The 20,845-nt window shown below is 67.2% G+C and carries 20 protein-coding genes; 9 read left to right on the top strand and 11 right to left on the bottom strand.

Going from position 1 to position 20,845, the window contains the following annotated elements:
* Positions 1-2: 2 nt before the first annotated feature.
* The 5 genes from ACORQU_RS07770 to ACORQU_RS07750 all read right to left on the bottom strand — a co-directional run bounded on the left by ACORQU_RS07770 (position 3) and on the right by ACORQU_RS07750 (position 4,504).
* The gene (locus ACORQU_RS07770; RefSeq protein ID WP_491644366.1) at positions 3-512 is read right to left on the bottom strand and encodes a hypothetical protein; all 510 of its coding nucleotides are present in this window, start codon (positions 510-512) and stop codon (positions 3-5) included.
* A 67-nt stretch (positions 513-579) separates the two neighbouring features.
* Positions 580-1,515, bottom strand: a complete 936-nt coding sequence (gene panE / locus ACORQU_RS07765; RefSeq protein WP_491644365.1) for a 2-dehydropantoate 2-reductase — start codon at positions 1,513-1,515, stop codon at positions 580-582.
* A 95-nt stretch (positions 1,516-1,610) separates the two neighbouring features.
* On the bottom strand, positions 1,611-2,639 hold the full coding sequence (locus tag ACORQU_RS07760; protein WP_491644363.1) for an OmpA family protein: 1,029 nt from the start codon (positions 2,637-2,639) through the stop codon (positions 1,611-1,613).
* Positions 2,640-2,738: 99 nt separating this feature from the next.
* On the bottom strand, positions 2,739-3,542 hold the full coding sequence (locus ACORQU_RS07755; RefSeq protein WP_491644361.1) for an ABC transporter permease: 804 nt from the start codon (positions 3,540-3,542) through the stop codon (positions 2,739-2,741).
* Positions 3,539-4,504 (bottom strand): ABC transporter ATP-binding protein, encoded by a 966-nt coding sequence (locus tag ACORQU_RS07750; RefSeq protein WP_491644359.1) that lies wholly within the window; start codon positions 4,502-4,504, stop codon positions 3,539-3,541. The genes ACORQU_RS07755 and ACORQU_RS07750 overlap by 4 nt, the downstream gene beginning before the upstream one ends.
* A 142-nt stretch (positions 4,505-4,646) precedes the next feature.
* On the opposite strand from ACORQU_RS07750, the gene ACORQU_RS07745 reads away from it, so the two are divergent.
* The 7 genes from ACORQU_RS07745 to ACORQU_RS07715 all read left to right on the top strand — a co-directional run bounded on the left by ACORQU_RS07745 (position 4,647) and on the right by ACORQU_RS07715 (position 10,089).
* A complete protein-coding gene (locus ACORQU_RS07745; RefSeq protein WP_491645005.1) occupies positions 4,647-5,357 on the top strand; it encodes an FAD-binding oxidoreductase in 711 nt (236 codons plus the stop codon).
* A gap of 95 nt (positions 5,358-5,452) precedes the next feature.
* Positions 5,453-5,788 carry a hypothetical protein gene (locus tag ACORQU_RS07740; RefSeq protein WP_491644357.1) on the top strand — a complete coding sequence of 112 codons (336 nt, stop codon included), beginning with the start codon at positions 5,453-5,455 and terminating at the stop codon, positions 5,786-5,788.
* Positions 5,785-6,426, top strand: coding sequence for a hypothetical protein (locus ACORQU_RS07735; protein WP_491644356.1), 642 nt, complete (start codon positions 5,785-5,787; stop codon positions 6,424-6,426). Before ACORQU_RS07740 ends, ACORQU_RS07735 begins: the two co-directional genes overlap by 4 nt.
* Positions 6,423-6,617 carry a helix-turn-helix transcriptional regulator gene (locus ACORQU_RS07730; protein ID WP_491644354.1) on the top strand — a complete coding sequence of 65 codons (195 nt, stop codon included), beginning with the start codon at positions 6,423-6,425 and terminating at the stop codon, positions 6,615-6,617. Before ACORQU_RS07735 ends, ACORQU_RS07730 begins: the two co-directional genes overlap by 4 nt.
* 90 nt (positions 6,618-6,707) lie before the next feature.
* On the top strand, positions 6,708-8,168 hold the full coding sequence (locus ACORQU_RS07725) for an alpha/beta hydrolase (RefSeq protein ID WP_491644352.1): 1,461 nt from the start codon (positions 6,708-6,710) through the stop codon (positions 8,166-8,168).
* Positions 8,165-8,911, top strand: a complete 747-nt coding sequence (locus ACORQU_RS07720) for an ABC transporter ATP-binding protein (RefSeq protein WP_491644350.1) — start codon at positions 8,165-8,167, stop codon at positions 8,909-8,911. Before ACORQU_RS07725 ends, ACORQU_RS07720 begins: the two co-directional genes overlap by 4 nt.
* Positions 8,908-10,089, top strand: a complete 1,182-nt coding sequence (locus tag ACORQU_RS07715) for an ABC transporter permease (protein WP_491644348.1) — start codon at positions 8,908-8,910, stop codon at positions 10,087-10,089. The genes ACORQU_RS07720 and ACORQU_RS07715 overlap by 4 nt, the downstream gene beginning before the upstream one ends.
* Before the next feature lie 78 nt (positions 10,090-10,167).
* Here the strand turns inward: ACORQU_RS07715 and ACORQU_RS07710 are convergent, their stop codons facing one another.
* From ACORQU_RS07710 to rpmH, 6 genes are all read right to left on the bottom strand, one after another.
* The gene (locus ACORQU_RS07710) at positions 10,168-11,190 is read right to left on the bottom strand and encodes an energy transducer TonB (protein WP_491644346.1); all 1,023 of its coding nucleotides are present in this window, start codon (positions 11,188-11,190) and stop codon (positions 10,168-10,170) included.
* A gap of 93 nt (positions 11,191-11,283) precedes the next feature.
* Positions 11,284-12,615 (bottom strand): tRNA uridine-5-carboxymethylaminomethyl(34) synthesis GTPase MnmE, encoded by a 1,332-nt coding sequence (gene mnmE / locus ACORQU_RS07705; protein WP_491644344.1) that lies wholly within the window; start codon positions 12,613-12,615, stop codon positions 11,284-11,286.
* Positions 12,615-15,311 (bottom strand): polysaccharide deacetylase family protein, encoded by a 2,697-nt coding sequence (locus tag ACORQU_RS07700; RefSeq protein ID WP_491644342.1) that lies wholly within the window; start codon positions 15,309-15,311, stop codon positions 12,615-12,617. Before ACORQU_RS07700 ends, mnmE begins: the two co-directional genes overlap by 1 nt.
* 108 nt (positions 15,312-15,419) lie before the next feature.
* Entirely contained in the window at positions 15,420-17,180 is a 1,761-nt protein-coding gene (yidC, locus tag ACORQU_RS07695) for a membrane protein insertase YidC (RefSeq protein ID WP_491644340.1), read from the bottom strand.
* Positions 17,181-17,193: 13 nt separating this feature from the next.
* Positions 17,194-17,634, bottom strand: coding sequence for a ribonuclease P protein component (gene rnpA, locus ACORQU_RS07690; protein WP_491644338.1), 441 nt, complete (start codon positions 17,632-17,634; stop codon positions 17,194-17,196).
* A gap of 91 nt (positions 17,635-17,725) precedes the next feature.
* Entirely contained in the window at positions 17,726-17,866 is a 141-nt protein-coding gene (gene rpmH / locus ACORQU_RS07685; RefSeq protein ID WP_014162171.1) for a 50S ribosomal protein L34, read from the bottom strand.
* A gap of 197 nt (positions 17,867-18,063) precedes the next feature.
* Between rpmH and dnaA the strand changes: the two genes are divergently transcribed.
* Entirely contained in the window at positions 18,064-19,398 is a 1,335-nt protein-coding gene (dnaA, locus tag ACORQU_RS07680; RefSeq protein ID WP_271647923.1) for a chromosomal replication initiator protein DnaA, read from the top strand.
* A gap of 293 nt (positions 19,399-19,691) precedes the next feature.
* Positions 19,692-20,795, top strand: coding sequence for a DNA polymerase III subunit beta (gene dnaN / locus ACORQU_RS07675; RefSeq protein WP_271647924.1), 1,104 nt, complete (start codon positions 19,692-19,694; stop codon positions 20,793-20,795).
* The last annotated feature ends 50 nt before the right edge of the window (positions 20,796-20,845 follow it).

Genomic DNA, 20,845 nt, shown 5'->3' with positions numbered 1-20,845 from the left:
GCTCACTCCACCTCGTCATCTTCGCGCTTGGCGTCTTCCATGGCTTCGGGCTCCAGCGCTTCGGCGGCGCAGTTGAGCTTGACGAACACGCCCCAGGCGATCAGCAACGCCGCGGCGGCCAGGCCAATGGTCCCTGCATAGGGCAACTTGCTGGGGTCTTCGTGGACCAGTTCGAAGGTCATGACCAGCGTTTCGATCGACAGCGCAATCACGACGACCACCATGAAACGCGACAGGTAGCGACGCACACGGGTCGGCCCGCTGACCTTGACGTCGCGCATCACCTCTTCTTCGAAGATGGTCTGGGCCAGCTCCATCGACACCAGCGCGATGGTCAGCAGGCCAATGCACTCCAGCACCAGATTGAAGCGCGCGCGGGTGTTCTCAACATCCTGCTGGAAGGCGTGCAGCAGCTCGGCGCCGGCCATCCACATCAGGCCCACGCCGCACAGCACGAACAGCGCGATCACGGCCACGTGGCCGATCAGGAACACCTTCTCGAACGCCTTCATTGCCCTGCTCCACGCCGATCTTGGCGTCGGAGCATCGGCAGTGCAGCGTCACCGCGGCGCGAAGGCCTCAGCTGTCAGTCGCCGCCTGGAACACCTGCAGATGGATCCAGGCGGTTTCAAGGCGCGGCGTGCGCAAACCCGCATGCGCGGCGCGATGGACCATGTCGCCCACGATATGCGCCGCCTCCACGCGCTGGCCGCTCTGCAGGTCGCGCAGCATCGAGGCGGTCAGCGGGGAATCGGGCTGGGTCAGCAGTTCCAGCATTGCGACCTGGGCGCTTTCCGGAATCGGAGAGCCAGACGCATCGGCCACCTCCAGGCACTCCCCGTATAGCCCGGTCATGAAGTCGCGCCCGCCCTCGCTGGCCACGATCTGGCCGATGCTGCCGCGCATCAGGCACGTCGCCGCCGCCAGCGCGGTGAGGAAGCTGTACTTGGTCCATTGCGCCACCGCGATATCGGTGCGGTATTCGTAGTCCACGCCCGCCTGCTGGCAGGTGCGGGCCAGGGCCTGCAGCCGCGCATCGCCCGCGCCGTGCCGCTCGCCGAAGGTGAGCGAAGCGCGCTTGCCCAGGTGCAGCACTTCGCCGCGCTCGCCCTTCGTCGCACTGATGAAACACAGCCCACCCAGCACCTGATCCGCGCCGAAGCGGGCATCCAGCGCCGCGTAATGCAGCAGGCCATTGAGGATCGGCAAGACGACGGTGTGCGGGCCGACGGCCGGGGCGATGGCGTCGATCGCGCTGTCCAGGTCATAGGCCTTGCAGCTCAACAGGACCAGGTCGAACGGCTGCTCGGCCGCCAGCGCAGGCAGCGCATCGGCGGTGACCTGTGCCACTGGGAACTGCGCATCGCCCAGCGGGCTGCGGATCACCAGTCCATCGCGCTGCAGTTGCGCCGCCCGCGCCGGCCGCACCAGGAAGGTCACGTCCACGCCGGCCTGGGCCAGTCGCCCACCGAAATACCCGCCGGTCCCACCGGCGCCAAGAACCAGAATGCGCATGCACGTGCCTTGCTGTAGGGGACTCCCATGGAATCACGCAACGGCGGCCAGGGCGACCTGCTGTGTTCAACACAGCGGGCCACCACGCATCATGCTCAGCGCTTGACCAGTTCCACGCGCCGGTTCTGCGCCTTGCCCGTTTCGGTCGCGTTGTCGGCGACCGGATCGGCATCACCGAAGCCGGCCGCGCTCAAGCGCGAGGCGTCGATTCCCTGAGCCGTCACGGCAGCCACGACGGCCTTCGCCCGGCCTTCGGACAGGTCCGTGTTATGCGCCGGGTCACCGGTGTTGTCGGTATAACCGTTCACCGCCAGCTGCAAGGTGGGGTCGTCCTTGAGCAGCTGCACCACCTGGGCGATCTGCGGCTGCGAGTCTGGCAGGATGTCGGTCTTGTCGGTGGCGAAGTTGACGTGCAACGCAACCTTGCCGGCCTTGTCGATCTGCGCCTTCATCTCCGCCGCTGGCAAAAGACCTGCAGTGATCTGGAGCGGCTTGGTCTCGGCGATGACCAGACCGGCGCCGAACTGATAGCTGGCCAGATTGATCCAGATGTCTCGGTCGGCACGATGGACCACGAAGACCTCGACCTGGTTTCCCAGCACGTTGCCCAGGCCATCGTTGAACCGCACGAGCGGCTCGCCGGGCCAGGACTGGAGCTTGTCCTTCGCTTCGTCGGGAATGTTTCCGTCGAAGATTTTCTGACCGCCCATCATGGTGACGGCACGCTCGATGTTGCGGATCAGCTCCAGAGGGGAAAACGTCTTGCCATCGACTGCACTGACGCCGCTCCACCAGATCTTTCCTTCGACGGGTTCAAGTCGATCGCCGGTCCACAGCGGCACTTGATCAAAGTCCGCCTGTTCGGTCTTGTTGGTCGGCTGATAGCCATCCGGCAGCCTGATATAGGGAAATTCGCCCAGCGCCACGGTCGACACGGGCAGGTTGGCTGGATCGAAGGGCTTGGCGGCAGGCAGCGCGGCGTCATTCGACGCGGCAGAGGCCGGCTCGGCCGGCGCACTGGCCGCGGGTGCGGCAGCGTCCTGTGCCGGAGGGCGCTGCGGCTTGCACGCGGCCAGCGCCAATGCGCCGCCCAGCACCGCCATGGTCATGACCAGTTGCCTCATGTCGCACTCCTTTGCCTTGGGGGATGGCCGGCAAGTGTAGTGCGCTGCGGCGCGGCACTGACAGGCCGTGCGTCTAGGACGCACGGCGCTGGGCGGATGTCAGCTGCGCAGGCCCACGCCACGCTTGAGCAGCCACAGGCCCAGTGATCCCAGTGCCACCACGAAACCGAGCATCAGGGTGTAGGCCACCCACAGCGGCACGTCCGAGGTGCCCAGCAGGCCGTAGCGGAAGGCGTTGACCATGTAGAAGATCGGGTTGAGATGCGTGGCGGCCTCAGCCCAGCCCGGCAGCAGCTTGACCGAATAGAACACGCCGCCCAGGTAGGTCAGCGGGGTCAGGATGAAGGTCGGCACGATGGCGATATCGTCGAACTTGCGCGCGTAGGCGGCGTTAACGAAGCCGGCCAGCGAGAAGATGGTCGCGCCCAGCAGCACCGTGGTCAGCGTCACCAACGGATGCGGCACGCGCACCGGGGTGAAGAACATCGCGATCACCAGCACGATGGCGCCGACCATCAGCCCGCGCAGCACCGCGCCGGCCACGTACCCCAGCAGGATCACCCAGTTGGGCATCGGGCTAACCAGCAGCTCCTCGACGTGGCGGCCGAACTTGGCCCCAAAGAAGCTGGAGGAGATGTTGCCGTAGCTGTTCTGGATGACGCTCATCATCACCAGGCCCGGCACGATGAACTGCATGTAGGTGAAGCCGCCCATGTCGCCCACGCGCGAGCCGATCAGCCCGCCGAAGATCAAGAAGTACAGGGTCATGGTGATCGCCGGCGGCACCAAGGTCTGGCCCCAGATGCGCAGGATGCGCGCCACTTCGCGGCGGGCGATGGTCCACAGCGCGGTCAGGTTGCGCTGGGTGTTGCTTGGGCTTGGCGCCAGCTGTTGGGAATTCATGCGGTGGCCTCCTGGGCGGTGGCGGGCGTGGCGGTCATGCGCACGAACAGCTCCTCCAGCCGGTTGGACTTGGTGCGCATCGAGCGCACGCGGATGCCGGCATCGGCCAGCGCGGCGAACACGCGGTTGAGGTCCATCTGTCGTGGCATGTCCAGATCCAGGGTGTGCGGATCGGTGGCGATCAGCGTGGCGCCTTCGATCTGCGGCAACTGCGCGGGCAGCTCGCCGTCGATGTCCAGCAGGAAGCCTTCCACATCCAGCTGCGCCAGCAGCGTGCGCATGGGGCCCTGCTGGACGATGCGGCCGTGGTTGATGATGGCCAGGTTGCGGCAGAGGCTTTCGGCCTCTTCCAGGTAGTGCGTGGTCAGGATGATCGTGGTGCCGGCGGCGTTGATGTCCTTGAGCGTCTTCCACATGCCGCGGCGGATCTCGATGTCCACCCCGGCGGTGGGCTCGTCCAGGATCAGCAGGCGCGGGCGGGTCATCATGGCGCGGGCGATCATCAGCCGGCGCTTCATGCCGCCGGACAGGGTGCGGCTCATCAGGAAGGCCTTGTCCCACAGCTGCGCGCGCTTGAGCTCTTCCTCGGCCCGCGGACCGGCCTCCGCGCGAGGAATGCCGTAGAACCCGGCATAGTTGACCAGGATGTCGTAGGGCTTCTCGAACAGGTTGAAGTTGATTTCCTGCGGCACCAGGCCAATCAACTGCATGGCCGCGCCGCGGTCGGCGTTGATGTCCACGCCGAACACCTTGGCCGAGCCGGAGGTCAGGTTCACCAGCGAGGAGACGATGCCGATGGTGGTGGACTTGCCTGCGCCGTTGGGACCGAGCAGAGCGAAGAAATCGCCGGGCTCGACATTGAGTGATACACCCTTGAGCGCCTCCACACCGTTGTCGTAGCGCTTGGTGAGATCGACGATGGACAGCGCCGGCACCGTGCCGGCGGCGGGGGAAACAGTCATGAAAGAGGCCTTTGCGCGGGCGCCGCGGCCCGCTTGACAGTCGACCGCCTATTATAGGCGTCCCGCCCGGCGCGCCCGGGCATCACACCGTTCCATCGCCTTGGCCATCGTCCAGTTTCCGCTCAAGCTCGTCGAACGGCGCATGATCGCGCCGAGCGTGGGCCATTACGCGTTCGCGCGCGATGACGGGCAGCCGTTTGCCTTCACCGCCGGGCAGTTCCTGCAGGTGCACTTCGACTATGCCGACGGCACGGCGACGCGGCGCAGCTATTCGCTCGCCAATGTCCGCGCGCCGGACGCCACCGCCGATCCCCAGGTTGAGATCGCGGTGAGCTATGTGCCTGGGGGTGCGGCGACGGCCTTGTTCGAGGGCCTGGAGATCGGCGAGACGATCCAGGCCAGCGGGCCCTTCGGACGGTTCTGCCTACAGACCGGTGACCAGAACGCACGTTACGTGCTCATCGCCACCGGCACCGGCGTGACGCCTTATCGCTCGATGCTGCCCGCGCTGGACGCGCTGATGTCCACGCGCGGGGTCGAGGTGGTCCTGCTGCAGGGCGCACGGACGGTGCAGGAGATGCTCTACCACGACGAGTTCCGCACCTTTGCCGATGCGCATCCGGGTTTCCGTTACCTGCCTTGCCTGTCGCGCGGCCTGCCCGGCCAGGCCCATCCAGAGATGCGCCACGGTTACGTGCAGCAGGTCCTGGCGGAGATCGCGCCGGACCCGGCCCGCGACATCGCCTACCTGTGCGGCAACCCGGACATGGTCGATGCCTGCTTCGAGGCGCTGAAGGAATCCGGCCTGCCGGTCCCGCAGGTCCGTCGCGAGAAGTACGTCAGTTCGAAGTAGTCGGCCGCGCGCCGCCAGCGACATGTAAAGCACGCTTGACATGCGCAGAGAGCGGCGCGCAGGATGGTGTCAACTTTCCTTGACACCGGATGCATATGGAGATGGTCCTGCCCGGATTGGCGCTTTGCGCCGGCACCGTCGAACCCGGAGCCACCGCGCGACCGGTGCGGCGCTTGGCCGATGCACCGAACCTGCTGGAAGCCCGGAGTGGCCGTGGCCTGTCTGCGATCGACACGCTCGCCACGCTGGCGCTGATCGGCGCGTTGCTGGTCAGTGCCCGTGTTCTGTATGACCTGGACGCGCTGTGCCGGAGCCTGTTGCCGGTGGTCGCCGCAGGAGCGCTGGTGGCGATGTTCGTGACAGGACGTTGGTACTGCCCGGCCCACGCGCTGATGCCCACGCACGGGAACGTGCCGGAGGATCGAGCATGACCCAGGACAAGACGCAGCCGCCGCGGTCGTTGCGCTGGCGGCTGCCACTGATCGCCGTCTTCGTCGTGGTCACCGCCCTGCTGGCCCTCGTGCCGGGCCTGTTGCCGCAGCTGAGCGCATCGCAGCACGACACGCTACGCGGCATGGCCGCCGGCGCGGCCAGTGTGTTCGCCATCGTGTTGCTGGTGCTGGCGGTGCCGGCCGCGCGCCGCACCTACTTCCAGCTCTTGGAGACGCGCGAGTCGGGCTGTGCACGTGACAGGCGCGTGGCCTGGCTGTCCTGGGCCGCCGTGGCGCTTTACGTGGCCACCTTGGTGCTGGCGCGGTGGGCGGTGCCGCACGCGGCCACGCCGGCCACGGTCATTGGCCTGGGCGTGCTGCCGCTGCTGGCCATGGGCCTGTACACCGCGGCCATGGTGCTGCACCTGCGCCAGCTGGACGAGTTGATGCGCAAGATCGAGATGGAAAGCTGGGCGTGGGCGGCGCTGGTGGTGGCGCAGGCCTACTTCGCCGCCTGGGTGTTGCTCAAGGCCGGCGTGGTCCATGTGGATGCCAGCAACGCGTTACTGTGGCTGGGCGTCTGGCTGTTGATCGTGCGCACCGGCTTCTACGTCCGCTTGATGCGGAAGTACCTGTGAACAGCCGCGTGCGCGAACTGCGCGAGGCACGGGGCTGGTCGCAGGCGGCGCTGGGCGAGCGCCTGGGGGTTTCGCGCCAGACCATCAATTCCATCGAGACCGGCAAGTACGACCCCAGCCTCCCGCTGGCCTTCCAGATCGCCCGCCTGTTCGAGGAGCCGATCGAGGCGATCTTCCTGTTCGAGCCGTAATCCGCGGCCGGGCCTTCTGTCACATCTGCCGGTCCGCGGCGTCATGTCAGCATCCAACACCGGATCGTGATCTACCAAGGAGAGAGTCCCATGCAGCAACGATGGTGGTTTCCCGTCCTGCTTCTGGCCGCCTGCGCGCCCGCGGCCCAGGCCAGGACCCTGGGGAAACTGGAATTCAAGCCCTGTGCGCTCAGCAGCCCGCTGATGCCCACGGTGGTGGAGGCGCAGTGCGCCACCCTGCAGGTGCCGGAGGATGCCAAGGCCCCACAGGGCCGCAAGATCGGCCTGCGCATCGGCTGGATCCCCGCCGAGCAGGACGCCTCGGCCGCGCCCGATCCGGTCTTCATGATTGCCGGCGGCCCCGGGCAATCAGCGCTGGACAGCTATCCGCAGGTGCAACCGGCCTTCGCCAAGGTCACCAAGCTGCGCAACATCATCCTGGTCGATCAGCGCGGCACCGGCGGCTCCAATCCGCTGCAGTGCCCCCAGCCTGAGAAGGCCTTGAACACCGACACCGCACAGGGCGCTGCGGACTATGCGCGGACCTGCATGCAGGCGCTGGAGAAGAAGGCCGACCTGCGCGACTACACCACCGGCGATGCGATTGCCGATCTGGACGCCGTGCGCCAGGCGATCGGCGCGGACACCATCGACCTGGTCGGCGTGTCCTACGGGACGCGCGTGGCCCAGCAGTATGCGGCCACCTATCCGGCTCACACCCGGGCGGTCGTGCTCGACGGTGTGGTGCCCAACTCGCTGGTGCTGGGCAATGAGTTCGCCAAGAACCTGGAGGACGCGCTGGATCTACAGTTCGGCCGCTGCGCCAAGACCCCGGGCTGCACCGCCAAGCTGGGCGATCCGCGTGAGCGGCTCAATGCCTTGATGCGCACCCTGAAAGACGCGCCGCCAGAGGTGGATTTCCGCGACCCGGTCACCGGCCAGGCGCGTCACGAAGCCCTGCACGCCGGCGATGTGGCGATGCTGGTGCGCATGTCCGCCTACCTGCCGCTGATGTCGGCCACCCTGCCCCTGCAGTTCGCCGAAGCCGCGCAGGGGCGCTACGACACCCTGGCGGCCACCGCCAGCATGATCGGCGGTTCGCTCTCCGATGCGATGGCCATGGGCATGCAGCTGTCGGTGATCTGCGCCGAAGATGCCGACGCGCTCAAGGAGGATCCGACCCAGGACGGCTCGCTGCTAGGCAATACGATGGTCGACGCGCTCAAGGCGCAATGCGCGGTGTGGCCCAAGGGCACGCGCGCGGCCGACTTCCGCAAGCCGCTGTCCACCGACGTGCCCACGCTGCTGCTTTCAGGTGAGTTCGATCCGGTCACCCCGCCGCGCTACGGCGTTGAGGTGGCCAAGGCGCTGCCCAATGCCCGCCACCTGGTGCTCAAGGGCCAGGGTCACAACGTGATCGCGGTGGGCTGCACGCCGCAGCTGCTGGGCGAATTCCTCGACAAGCGTGATCCCAAGGCGCTGGATGCCAGCTGCCTGGACAAGCTGACCTACACCCCGCCGTTCACCGGCTTCTATGGATGGGATCCATGATCACCCTGCAGAACCTGCACAAGACCTTCAAGACCAAGAAGACCGAGGTCAAGGCCGTCAGGGGGGTGGACTTCACCGCTGCCGATGGCCAGATCACCGGTCTGCTCGGCCCCAACGGCGCCGGCAAGACCACGACCCTGCGCATGCTCTACACCCTGATGCAGCCCGATAGCGGCCAAGTGCTGGTCGACGGCGTGGACGTCGCGGCCGATCCGGAAGCCGCACGCCGTGCCCTGGGCGTGCTGCCCGACGCGCGTGGCGTCTACAAGCGCCTGACCGCACGCGAGAACATCGCCTACTTCGGCGCACTGCACGGGCTGGACAAGGCCACCATCGATGCACGCACCGAGCGCCTGGTGCAGGCGCTGAACATGCAGGACTTCATCGACCGCCGCACCGAGGGCTTCAGCCAGGGCCAGCGCACCAAGACCGCCATCGCCCGCGCCCTGGTCCACGACCCGCGCAACGTGGTCCTGGACGAACCCACCAACGGCCTGGACGTGATGACCACCCGCGGCCTGCGCGAATTCCTCAAGCAGCTGCGCGGCGAAGGGCGCTGCGTGGTGTTTTCCAGCCACATCATGCAGGAGGTCGCCGCGCTGTGCGATCGCATCGTGATCATCGCCAAGGGCACCGTGGTCGCCGCCGGTACGCCGGACGAGCTGCGCGCGCTCTACGGCGAAGACAACCTGGAGGAGGCCTTCGTCAAGGCGATCGGTTCTGAGGAGGGCCTGCTGGCATGAACAGTCTGAAGACGCTGTGGGTCGTGATGCGCAAGGAGCTCAAGGACTTCTTCCGCGACCGTCGTACCGTGATGCTGTCATTGGGCTTGAGCCCGATCCTGGTGCCCGTGTTGTTGATCGGGATCTTCACCCTGACCGAGCACCGGATCAACGACCTCACCGACAAGCCGTTGGAGCTGCCAGTGATCGGCCGCGACAACGCCCCCAACCTGGTGGCCTGGCTGGAAGGCCAGAACGTGGCCATCAAGCCGGCACCCAAGGACGTGGCCGATGCCATTGGCTCGCAGCGGGCCGATGTGATCCTGCGCATCGGCGATGACTACGGCGAGAAGTGGCGCAAGAGCGAGCCGGCCCCGGTGGAAATCCTCAGCGACTCGACCCGGCAGAACGCCGAGGTGCCGGTCAAGCGGTTGAAGGCATTGCTTGGCGCCTACAACGGTCAGGTCGGCGCGCTGCGCCTGCTGTCCCGCGGCGTCAGTCCCGCCGCCGCCGCGCCGCTGCAGATCAGCGATACCGACATGGCCTCCGAGGCCGCCAAGCGCGGGCGCCTGGTCGGTATCCTGCTGCCTTACCTGCTGATCCTCAGTGCGTTCATCGGTGGCGCCTATCTGATCATGGACGGCACCGCGGGCGAGCGCGAGCGGCAGTCGCTGGAACCGCTGCTGGCCACGCCGGCCGCACGCGGCGCGGTGGTCAGCGGCAAGGTCGCCGCGGCGTGTGCGGTGGCCTTGCTGTCGCTGGCGCTGACCCTGCTCGGCTTCAAGCTGGCGGCGGTCTTTTCGCCCACCGTGGGGCGGCAGCTGGTGGTGAGCTTCGGCACGATCGTGGTGCTGCTGCTGATCCTGATGCCGATGGTCTTCATCGGCACCACGCTGCTGACCTTCCTGTCGGCCACAGCCAAGAGCATGAAGGAGGCGCAGAGCCACATGAGCTACCTCATGCTGCTGCCGATGCTGCCTTCGATCATCCTGATGGTGAATCCGGTCAAGACCCAGCTGTGGCAGTTCGCCGTGCCGTTCCTGGCGCAGAACCAGCTCATCCTCAAGGTGGTCCGTGGCGAGGTGGTCAGCGTGGTCCAGTGGGCCATCTACCTGGGCGCGAGCTTCGGCCTGGCCGCGGTGATGTGGCTGCTGGCGGTGCGGCGCTACCGGGGCGAGCAGTTGGCCATCTCCGGCTGACACCGCATCGCACTGGGAAACAAAAAGGGCCGGGGAATTCCCCGGCCCTTTGCGTTGATCGGCGCGGTGCGCGGCGCCTCAGCCCGGCTTGAACACGATGGTGCGCCGCGTGGTCATGGTGCTGCCGATCGGCTCGAACTTCCAACGGCGTACGGCGTTGATCGCCTCGCGATCGAACACGCGTGTGGGCGTGGCCCGGACCACGCGGGCATTGGACACCGACCCGTCCGGGCCGACGGTGATCTCCACGACCACCTCGCCACTGGTCCCGGCGCGGAAGGCGTCGGGCGGATAGCGCGGCGCCGGCGCACTGACGATGCGCAGTTCCTGCGCGGCCTGGGCGGCGGCCACCGGGGCCGGGGGCGGCGGGGCGGCCGGCTTGGGCGCGGCGGCCGCCTGCTTCTGCTGGGCTTCCGCGGCGCGGGCGGCGGCGGCTTGGCGTTCCTGCTCGGCCTGGGCCTGGGCCTGCTGGGCGGCCAGTGCCGCGGCGGCCTGCTTCTGCTGGGCCGCCTGCTCGGCCAGGCGCTGGGTCTCCTTGGCCTTGGCTTCGGCGGCCGCCTTGGCCTTGGCCTCGTCGCTGACCTCCTGCTGGGCGGCGAGCTTCTCCCCGGCCTCGATGGCGTGGGTCAGGCGCGGCAGCGCGGGTGCTGCCGGGTCGGCCTTGGCAATCAGTCCGGCCAGGCGCCCGGCTTCGCCGAAGTCCTTGCGGTTGATGCTCTGCTCGGCGGCAATGACCGTATAGGGCATCAGATCGGTCAATGCGCTGGCGGTGGCCGCATCGTCGGGCTGCTTGTCGCGCAGCGCCAGGTAGTACTCCACGGCGTTGTCGCCGCCGGGCGCGTAGATGCGGTTTGCGCTGAGCGCCTTGCGCGCGGCTTCACGCAGGTCGTCGGCGCTCATCGCCTTGACCTGGGTGGAGGCCTCGGCGGCCGGGCGGGTGGCATCGGCCGCGGCGGGCGTGGATGAGGTCTGCGCTGCGGTCGGCGTGCTGGCTGCCTCCCCCGTCGCGGTCTCCGGCTGCTTCGGCGAACAAGCCGCCAACAGGCCGAGCAGCGCGAACGCTGCCACGGGCCGCAGGGCGGTCGGTGTGTGCTTGGACATCTGGTGATTTCCCCTGGGTGCGCATTTCTTGACGAATGCCTGCACCTGAAAAGTCGCGGCAAGCACCCGGTGTTGTCAACAGGCGAGGGCCAGCTACTTGCCGATGCAGAACGTGGAAAAGATCCTGCCCAGCAGCATGTCCGGCGAGATCTTCCCCGTGATCTCCCCCAATGCATCGTGGGCAAGCCGCAATTCTTCAGCGGCTAGCTCGAGCGTTTCGTGATCGACTTCGCGTTTTGCATGATGCACGTGCGCCAATGCCTGGTCCAGGGCCAGCACATGCCGGGAACGGGCGGAGAACTCGCCCTCCGCCGCATCGCCGGCCTCGCCAGTGACCAGCGCCTGCAGCGCGTCCACGACCTGCCCGATCCCCTCACCGCTACGGGTCGACATCCCGTAGGCGCCGTCCGGCACGCGATGACCCGGGAGCAGATCGAGCTTGTTGTGCAGCCAGAGCTGGCGGGTCGCCGGATCCAGCACATCGGCCACGGCGGCCGCGCCGGCCTGCGGGTCGGCGGCATCGACCACCACCAGGGCGACATCGGCCCGCTGCAGTTCCTCCCCCGCCCGACGCATGCCTTCGCGTTCGATCGCATCGCCGCCCTCGCGCAGTCCGGCGGTATCGACCAGGGTCAGCTCCAGGCCATCCAGGCGGATGGTTTCGTGCAAGGTGTCGCGCGTGGTGCCCGCCACGTCGGTCACGATCGCCCGCTCGCGCCCGGCCAGTGCGTTGAGCAGCGAGCTCTTGCCGGCGTTGGGCGGGCCGACGATGACCACGTGCAGGCCATCGCGCAGGCGGCGGCCACGCTCGGCCTGCGCCAGCAAGGTCTGCAGGTCCTGGGTCAGGGCTTGGAGCCCGCGCTGGACGGCGGCAAAACCCAGGGTGTCCAGCGACTCATCGACGAAGTCGATCGCCGCCTCTACGTGGATCCGCAGGCGCACCAGCTGTTCGGAGGTGGCGTCCACCTTGCGCGAGAACACGCCGTCCAGCGACCTGCGGGCCGCGCGTGCCGCGCGTAGGTCGGCGGCGGCGATCAGGTCGGCCACGGCCTCGGCCTGAGCCAGGTCCAGCTTGCCGTTGAGGAAGGCGCGCTCGGAAAACTCGCCCGGCCGCGCGGTGCGCGCGCCCAGCGCGCAGGCCCGCTCGACCAACGCCCGCAGCACCACCGGACTGCCATGAGCCTGCAGCTCGACCACATCCTCGCCGGTAAAGCTGGCCGGGGCCGCGAACGCCAGGGCGATGCCGTCGTCGATCACCGTCCCGTCGCCATCGACCATCCGGACGTAGCGCGCCTTGCGCGGCTGCAGTCCTGGCGCGCCCATGGCCGCGGCAATCTGCAATGCCTGCGGCCCGGACAAACGCACGATGCCGACCCCGCCTGCACCGGCGGCGGTGGCCACCGCCGCAATGGTGTCGGTGCGCATCACAGCTGCTCGAGCTGGCTGCGCACATGCGCCGATGCGTCGCCCTCGGGCTGCAGCGCCAGGTACGTGGTGTAGGCCTTGCGCGCACGCACGGGGTCACCCGCCTTGGCGTAGGCGTCGCCCAGGTTGAGGTAGGCCACCGCACGCGAGGGATCGATCTTCAAGGTGTTCTCCAGCCAGCGTGCCGCTTGCGCGTATTGACCCTGCCGGTAATACACAAAGCCCAGGTTGTTGGCGGCCAGGGCGAAGTCCGGACGCAGCTTGAGCGCTTCGGTGAACTGGGCCGCGGCCTCGTCGTAGCGCTTTTCGCGATAGAGCTGCAGGCCGCGGTCGTTGGCGCGCTGGGCCAGCTGCCGGTCGCTCTGTTTGACCGCAGTGGGCAGGACCAGACTGGCGGTGCCGCCTTGCAGGTCGTTCACCTTGACCGGTGCCGGGCTGGGCTGGCCGGGCTCGGTTGCGGCAGCCGGGCGCGAGGCATCGACACGGTCGTTCAAGGCGATGGCCTCGGCCGACAGCTGGGTGGTATCGGCGGTCAGGAACTCCTCGCCTTCCGGCACCTGGAACACGAACTCCCCTCCTTGCGAGCCCGGCAAGCTGCCAAACGCAGGGGTCTGCGCCGAAACCGCCGACACCGCGGGCGCAACATAGGCGGCCAGCTCGGTGCCGGTGATCAGGCCATCGCCGTTGAGATCGCCCTTGCCCGACAGTGCCTGCAGCAGCACCCAGGTGAACACCGAATGGCCGCTGGGTCCGCTGTCGGCCACCTGCTGGTCGGCACCGCCGGCGGTGAGCATCTGCCGGGCGATGCGGCGGGCGTTTTCGCGCAGGTACGCCGATGACGACGGCCCGCCGCGGGTCAGCCCCAGGCCGCTGTAGCAGGCGTCCATCACGAACAGCACGTGCTTGGCTTCCAGGCTCTCGGCGATGTTCTGGATCTCGGTCATCGGGATGGCGTCGGTGGCCAGTTCATCAGGCTGCGCGTCGGCCGGGATGATGTAGCCCAGGTCGCGGCCGGAGGCCAGCTTGCGCGTGGCGCCGTGGCCTGCGAAGAACACGAACACCCGGTCGTTCTTCTGCGCGCGGCCATCGGCCAGGCGGTCGTGGAAGGCGGCCAGGATGTTGTTGCGCGTGGCCTGCCCGTTCTTCAACACGATCACCTGCGAGCTCGGAAACTTGAAGGCACCGGTCAAGGTCTCGGCCACGGCCTGCGCGTCGTTGGCGGCGTACTCCAGCCTGGGCCAGTGCGCGTAGTCGTCGATGCCGATCACGATCGCCCAGGATTTTTCGTAGCCGGTGGTGACCGTGGCCGTGCTGGCCGCGCGATTGCGCACACGCGGCACGGTGAACTCGCGGCCGTTCCAGCCGGCAAATTGGTAACCGTCGGCGATCAGCCGGTCCAGGATCTGCGGCAGCGCCTTGACCGCGCGGTCGTGGATGTCATGGAACAGGATGATCCCGCGCTGCTGGTGGTTCACCTGGTCCAGCACGCGCTGGACGATGGACTCGGGCACCGGGTCGGCCCAGTCCAGCGAATCGATGTTCCACATGATCGATTTCAGCCCTGCCGCGCCCAGCACCTGCAGGCCTTCGGCGTTACGCGCGCCATAGGGGAAGCGGAACAGGGGCGCACGCTTGTCGTCCACCGCGCGCAATAAAGCATCGGTATCCAGGACCTGATGCTTGAGCGCATCGCCGGTCTGCTTGGAGAGCTGGACATGGGTCAGGCTGTGGTTGCCGACCGCGTAACCGGCCTCCATGAGGTTGCGGCTGACCTTGGACAGCGGCGCCAACTCGGTCTTGCCATCGGCATCGAGCTTGCCCAGGTTGCGGCCGACTTCAAAGAACGCGCCGGGCACGTCGTAGCGCTGCAGGATGGCCACGATCTCATCGGTGTATTCACGATGCGGGCCGTCGTCGAAGGTCAGCACCACGGTCTTGGCCGGCAGGTCGGTGCCGAAGATCTCGCGGTCGCTGTCCTTCATCGACATGGGATAAGGCTGGATCACCCCGTAGTCGCGCAGGATGCGGTCCCGGTCATAGATCGTGCGCAGGTGCGCCACGTAGTCGGCCCACTTCTCGCGCTTGAGCGGGATCGCACGGGTGCGGTCGAAGCGGCTGAAGATGCGGGTGAGTTCGTCGTTGTAGTTGCGCTCGATCTCGTCCAGCGCCTCCAGGTCTTCACCGATGCGCTTGTGCAGCTTGACCGCCGGCAAGGCCGAATCCTGGCCCACGCGTTCGTGCAGATCGCGCAGCGTTTCGCGAAAGGCCAGGCGATCGGCGTCGAACAGATCCGGCGCCGATTCCACCTCATCCAGCACTGTCGACAAGGTGTCGAAGCGGCCCGGGCCTGCGCTGGATAGCAAGGCGTCAAAGCGCTTGGACACCGCCTCACGCTGCTCCAGACCTTCATGAAAAAGCTGCTGGCCCACGCTGTTGGCTGCTTGCTCGGTCGACTGCGCTGGGTCATCGAGCAGCACGATGATCTTGCGCTGGCGTGCGAGCTGTTCGCGCAGCATCCCAATCAACGCCGTGGCCTGCGGATCGACGGCAGGCGAGGCAGCAGCCGCGTTCGACGTCGCCGCGCCCGTCGCGGCGGCCGCTTCCACCGGAGGCGTGCGATGGCAGGCACACAGCGCAAGGCTGACGGTCAGCAGCAGCCCACCGCAACGTGTGGCCAGGGGTGAGAGGTTTTTCATCAACAGGCGTCCAGGCATCGGGCGGCAGCGCCGCTTTTCCAGAGGTTACATAACGAAAACCCGCCTTGCGGCGGGCCTTCGTCCAATCTCATGCAAGGCGGCGCGGGCTTACTTGCCCTTGTCCGCGTCTTTCCCATGGCCCTTGCCATCGGTGCCGGGCTTGGCCAGCGCCGGCTGGCCGTGGGTCTTGCCCATCCACCATTGCTGCAACAGGCTCAGGCTGCCGTTGGTGACCCAGTACAGGACCAGGCCCGACGGGAAGAAGGCCATGGTCACGCCGAAGATCAGCGGCATGAACTGCATCATCTTGGCCTGGGTCGGATCCATGCCGGCGTTGGGTGTGAGCTTCTGGGTGAGGAACATCACCGCCACGTTGATGATCGGCAGGATGAAGTACGGATCACGCGCGGTCAGGTCCTGGATCCACAGGATCCACGGCGCCTGGCGCAGTTCGACCGACTCGTTGAGCACCCAGTACAGGCACAGGAAGATCGGCATCTGGATCAGCACCGGCAGGCAGCCACCCATCGGGTTGATCTTCTCCTTCTTGTACAGGTCCATCATGGCCTGCTGCAGCTTGGCGCGGTCATCGCCGTAGCGCTCGCGCAGCTGGGCGATGCGCGGCTGGAACCGGCGCATCTTGGCCATCGACTTGTACTGGGCCGAGGACAGCGGGAACAGCACCAGCTTGATCACCACCACCAGGCCGATGATCGACCAGCCCCAGTTGCCCAACAGGGTATGCAGGTGGCTGAGGATCCAGAACAGCCCCGAGCCGATCACCGCCAGCGGCGCGAAGCGACTGTAGTCCACCGCGCTGTCCAGCCCGGCGATGCCGGAAGCATGGATGGCCTTGACCAGCTTCGGGCCGACCCACAGGCGCGCATCGGTGGCGCTGGTCTGGCCCGGGGCCACGGTCAGGCTCGGACCGGTCTCGCTGATCAGGTAGCGGTGGGTGCCACGCACGGTGCGCTCATCCAGCGACACCAGGGCCGGCTGCTTGGGATCGGGTACCCAGGCACTGAGGAAGTGATGCTCCAGCATCGCCACCCAACCGCCTTTCATGTCGTGGTTGAGCTTGCCGTCTTCCAGGTAGTCGTCGCCGAACTTACGCCGTTCGTAGGCACCGCTTGCGGTGCGCCAGGCCGAGCCGACCAGGCTGAAGCTGTGCGGGTTGGTGAACCCCCCCTTGACCGGCGGCGGCGGGGTGCGCTCGAGTTGGCGGTAGACCACGGCCGTCCACGGCGCCGCGCCGCTGTTGGTGATCTGGTCGGACACCCCGACCAGGTAGTCCCCGCGGTGCACGGTGAAGGTGCGCACGATCCGCACGCCGTTGCCTTCCCACACGAAGGGAATGCTCAGGCTGTCCTGGCCGGCGGCCAGGCGGTAGTCACGCTGCGCCTGTTCGGGGCGGAACACTGCGTCCGGCCCCGGCGCGGTCCCGGCCTGGTTGGTCCAGGCCAACCCGGCGATATAGAGGTGGGCCGGGTTGTCGTCGAACAGTTCCACCGGCGGCGAGCCGGCGTCCTTGGTCTGTGGGTACTGCAGCAGCTGGGCGCGCAACACCTTGCTGCCATCGATGGCCAGCTTGAGGGTGTCGGTGGTGACCGTGACCGTGGTGGCCTGGGAGGCCGGCGCAGCGGCGGCAGCGTTGGCCGGGTCGGTGGCCTGCGCGGCGGTGGCGCTCGACGGCGTGGCCAGCCCCTCGGTGCTGGGCACGCCGTTGCCGGCATCCGGCACGTTCGCCGTCTCGGCGGCGACCGGGGTGACGGGCTGGTCCTGGGCGGTCTTCCACTTGCCCCACTCCATCCACAACAAGGTCGCCACCATCAGCCAGGCGAAGATCAGGAAAACACGGGTCTGGTTCATCAGGCAGGCAGTCTCAACCGGTTGCAGCGTCCGGCGTGGAATGGGAAGAAGGTGGCGTCATCTGCGCGGGGCGCATTGTGCCGTCGGGGCCCGGAGCGGGCAACGCACCGGCGCGTTGCAACAGGCCGTCGAAGGCCGCGCGCAGCTGCGCGGGCGAGGCCTTCGCCGCCGGTGGGCGGGCCACCAGGACGTAATCGCCCGCGGGCAGCCGCGGACGCAGGGAACGGAAATATTCGCGCAGCGCACGCTTGATCCGGTTGCGGCCCACCGCATGCCGGTCGACCTTGCGCGACACGGCCAGGCCCAGCCGGGCGCCCTCGCCGCCCGCCGCGAAGTGCAGGGCCAACATCGGCGCCGCCGTGCGACGGGCCACGTCGAACACCCGCGCATACTCGGCCGACGTCCGCACGCGGGCGGATCGGGGAAAGGTGCAGCGGGCCGATTCAGGACTCATGGCACGACAAAGCCCGCACCGTTGCGCGGCGCGGGCTTGGTGTGCAAACGCAATGCGGTGGCGGAGCCGCGCGCCGGGCGCGGCACCGGCATCAGGCGCAGAGCGTCTTGCGGCCCTTGGCGCGACGACGGGCGAGGATCTTGCGGCCGTCAGCGGTCTTCATGCGGGCACGGAAGCCGTGGTCGCGCTTGCGCTTGAGGTTGCTGGGCTGGTAGGTGCGCTTGGTGGCCATGGGGCACTCTAAGGCGTATGCGTGGAAAGAACCGGAAATTCTACGGGGCGATATTTCCGCGCGTCAAGTCTGGCTGTGGATGAGACTGTGGATGAGCCGTGGGTAGGTCCATCGGGCGTGGTAACCTGCCCCGCCCATTTTCCCACGTGCCACGCTGGTTCCGCGACGGATCCGGCGGGGTCGGATGATTGATCTCAATGGAAGCCTGGCCCCGCTGTCTCGAACGCCTGGAAGCCGAACTGCCGGCCGAAGACGTCCATACCTGGCTCAAGCCGCTGCAGGCCGAACAGCGTCCCGACGCGGTCGTGCTGTACGCGCCCAACGCCTTCATCGTCGACCAGGTGCGCGAGCGCTACCTGCCGCGCATTCGCGAACTGCTCGACCACTACGCCGGATCGGCGCAGGTGTCGCTGGCGGTCGGGTCCCGGGCCAAGGCGCCCGAGCCGGCCACGCAGGCGCCCGCCCCGGCTTCGCTGGGCACCACGGCCACCGCCTCGTCCGAGCCGTTCGCCGGCAACCTGGATTCGCACTACACCTTCGACAACTTCGTCGAGGGCCGCAGCAACCAGCTGGGGCGCGCCGCCGCTTGGCAGGCCGCGCAGAAACCGGGCGACCGCTCGCACAACCCGCTGCTGCTGTACGGGGGCACCGGCCTGGGCAAGACCCACCTGATGTTCGCCGCCGGCAACGAGCTGCGCCGGCAGAACCCGGCTGCGCGCGTGCTGTACCTGCGTTCGGAGCAGTTCTTCAGCGCCATGACCAAGGCGCTGATCGAACGCTCGATGGACCAGTTCAAGCGCCGATTCCAGCAGGTCGACGCGCTGCTGATCGACGATATCCAGTTCTTCGCCGGCAAGGACCGCACCCAGGAGGAGTTCTTCCACACCTTCAACGCGCTGTTCGATGGCCGCCAGCAGATCATCCTGACCTGCGACCGCTATCCGCGCGAGGTCGAAGGCCTGGAGCCGCGCTTGAAGTCGCGCCTGGCCTGGGGCCTGTCGGTGGCCATCGACCCGCCGGACTTCGAGACCCGCGCGGCGATCGTGCTGTCCAAGGCCGCCGAGCGCGGGACCCACATCCCCGACGATGTGGCCTTCCTGCTGGCCAAGAAGATGCGCTCCAACGTGCGCGACCTGGAAGGGGCCCTCAATACGCTGGCGGCGCGCGCCAACTTCCTGGGCAAGGCGATCACGCCCGAATTCGCACAGGAGACCCTGCGCGACCTGCTGCGCGCCCAGCAGCAGGCCATCGGCATCCCCAACATCCAGAAGACCGTGGCCGACTACTACGGCCTGCAGATCAAGGACCTGCTGTCCAAGCGCCGCACGCGCTCGCTGGCACGTCCGCGCCAGATGGCCATGGCCCTGACCAAGGAACTGACCGAACACAGCCTGCCCGAGATCGGCGATGCCTTCGCCGGGCGCGACCACACCACCGTGCTGCACGCCTGCCGCCAGATCCGCACGCTGATGGAGTCCGACGGCAAGCTGAAGGAAGACTGGGACAAGCTCATCCGCAAGTTGAGCGAATGAGGCGCGCCCCGTGCCCGGCCAGTGGCTATGCTGTGCGGACCACGCCGGGGCTGAACAAGCGGTGGGTGGCAGGGGGTCCAAGCTGTGGATAAGAGGTGGATCGAATCGAAGCGTAAAACTGTCCACAGCTTTTCCCGCAGGAAGTACCGCCGCTATGCACCGGGTTTCGTTGCTAAAAAGTTGATAAGAAACAGTAACTTAGGTGAGTTTTACCGTTAAGTCCGGGCAACCATCACCACCAGATTTTAAGATTTATACACTTCTAAAAACCTAGAGCACCGGGACATCACACGATGCGTTTCAGCCTTCAGCGAGAAGCTTTCCTCAAACCCCTGGCGCAGGTCGTCAATGTTGTGGAGCGTCGTCAGACCCTCCCCGTGCTGGCCAATTTCCTGGTGCAGGTGCAGAACGGCCAGCTTTCCCTGACTGGCACCGATCTGGAAGTGGAAATGATCGCCCGCACCGCGGTCGAGGATGCCCAGGACGGGGAAACGACGATTCCGGCGCGCAAGCTGTTCGAAATCGTGCGCGCCCTGCCCGACGGCAGCCGAATCACTGTCACCCAGACCGGGGACAAGATCACCGTGGCCGCCGGCCGCAGCCGGTTCACCCTGGCGACCCTGCCAGCCAACGACTTCCCCTCCGTGGATGAGGTCGAGGCGACCGAACAGGTCACCGTGCCGGAAGCGGCGCTGAAGGAGCTGATCGAACGCACCGCGTTCGCCATGGCCCAGCAGGACGTGCGCTACTACCTCAATGGTTTGCTGTTCGACCTGCGCGATACCGCGCTACGCTGCGTGGCGACCGATGGGCATCGCCTGGCGCTGTGCGAGTCGGGCCTGGAGACCGGCGGTAGCCTGACCAAGCGCCAGATCATCGTGCCGCGCAAGGGCGTAACCGAGCTGCAGCGCCTGCTGGAAGGCGGGGATCGCGTGCTGGAACTGGAAGTGGGCCGTAGTCACATCCGGGTCAAGCGCGACGATGTCACCTTCACCTCCAAGCTGATCGATGGGCGCTTCCCCGATTACGAAGCGGTGATCCCGATCGGCGCGGATATCGAAGTGAAGCTCGACCGTGAAGTGCTGCGTGCCGCGTTGCAGCGCGCCGCGATCCTGTCCAACGAGAAGTACCGCGGCGTGCGTGTCGAGGTGTCGCCGGGCCAGTTGAAGATCAGCGCCCACAACCCCGAGCAGGAAGAAGCGCAGGAAGAAATCGAGGCTGACACCAAGGTGGACGGCCTGGCGATCGGCTTCAACGTGAACTACCTGCTGGACGCGCTATCCGCCCTGCGCGGGGAACACATCGTGATCCAGCTGCGTGATGCCAATTCTTCAGCTCTGGTGCGGGAAGCCGGCAGCGATCGGTCGCGGCATGTGGTGATGCCGCTGCGCCTCTGACGCGATGCGGTTCCACGTGAAACACCCTGCAACGCCCGGATTCGTCCGGG

Source organism: Pseudoxanthomonas sp. JC1303 (genome assembly GCF_058448525.1).
Note: the sequence above shows the minus strand (reverse complement) of the source record. Positions and strands in the feature narration are given on the sequence as shown.

What these genes read in the sequence shown, in the direction of transcription:
- ACORQU_RS07770 (WP_491644366.1), bottom strand. Translation starts at nt 512, where the DNA reads ATGAAGGCGTTCGAGAAGGTGTTCCTGATCGGCCACGTGGCCGTGATC.
- panE (WP_491644365.1), bottom strand. Translation starts at nt 1,515, where the DNA reads ATGCGCATTCTGGTTCTTGGCGCCGGTGGGACCGGCGGGTATTTCGGT.
- ACORQU_RS07760 (WP_491644363.1), bottom strand. Translation starts at nt 2,639, where the DNA reads ATGAGGCAACTGGTCATGACCATGGCGGTGCTGGGCGGCGCATTGGCG.
- ACORQU_RS07755 (WP_491644361.1), bottom strand. Translation starts at nt 3,542, where the DNA reads ATGAATTCCCAACAGCTGGCGCCAAGCCCAAGCAACACCCAGCGCAAC.
- ACORQU_RS07750 (WP_491644359.1), bottom strand. Translation starts at nt 4,504, where the DNA reads ATGACTGTTTCCCCCGCCGCCGGCACGGTGCCGGCGCTGTCCATCGTC.
- ACORQU_RS07745 (WP_491645005.1), top strand. Translation starts at nt 4,647, where the DNA reads ATGATCGCGCCGAGCGTGGGCCATTACGCGTTCGCGCGCGATGACGGG.
- ACORQU_RS07740 (WP_491644357.1), top strand. Translation starts at nt 5,453, where the DNA reads ATGGAGATGGTCCTGCCCGGATTGGCGCTTTGCGCCGGCACCGTCGAA.
- ACORQU_RS07735 (WP_491644356.1), top strand. Translation starts at nt 5,785, where the DNA reads ATGACCCAGGACAAGACGCAGCCGCCGCGGTCGTTGCGCTGGCGGCTG.
- ACORQU_RS07725 (WP_491644352.1), top strand. Translation starts at nt 6,708, where the DNA reads ATGCAGCAACGATGGTGGTTTCCCGTCCTGCTTCTGGCCGCCTGCGCG.
- ACORQU_RS07720 (WP_491644350.1), top strand. Translation starts at nt 8,165, where the DNA reads ATGATCACCCTGCAGAACCTGCACAAGACCTTCAAGACCAAGAAGACC.
- ACORQU_RS07715 (WP_491644348.1), top strand. Translation starts at nt 8,908, where the DNA reads ATGAACAGTCTGAAGACGCTGTGGGTCGTGATGCGCAAGGAGCTCAAG.
- ACORQU_RS07710 (WP_491644346.1), bottom strand. Translation starts at nt 11,190, where the DNA reads ATGTCCAAGCACACACCGACCGCCCTGCGGCCCGTGGCAGCGTTCGCG.
- mnmE (WP_491644344.1), bottom strand. Translation starts at nt 12,615, where the DNA reads ATGCGCACCGACACCATTGCGGCGGTGGCCACCGCCGCCGGTGCAGGC.
- ACORQU_RS07700 (WP_491644342.1), bottom strand. Translation starts at nt 15,311, where the DNA reads ATGAAAAACCTCTCACCCCTGGCCACACGTTGCGGTGGGCTGCTGCTG.
- yidC (WP_491644340.1), bottom strand. Translation starts at nt 17,180, where the DNA reads ATGAACCAGACCCGTGTTTTCCTGATCTTCGCCTGGCTGATGGTGGCG.
- rnpA (WP_491644338.1), bottom strand. Translation starts at nt 17,634, where the DNA reads ATGAGTCCTGAATCGGCCCGCTGCACCTTTCCCCGATCCGCCCGCGTG.
- rpmH (WP_014162171.1), bottom strand. Translation starts at nt 17,866, where the DNA reads ATGGCCACCAAGCGCACCTACCAGCCCAGCAACCTCAAGCGCAAGCGC.
- dnaA (WP_271647923.1), top strand. Translation starts at nt 18,064, where the DNA reads ATGGAAGCCTGGCCCCGCTGTCTCGAACGCCTGGAAGCCGAACTGCCG.
- dnaN (WP_271647924.1), top strand. Translation starts at nt 19,692, where the DNA reads ATGCGTTTCAGCCTTCAGCGAGAAGCTTTCCTCAAACCCCTGGCGCAG.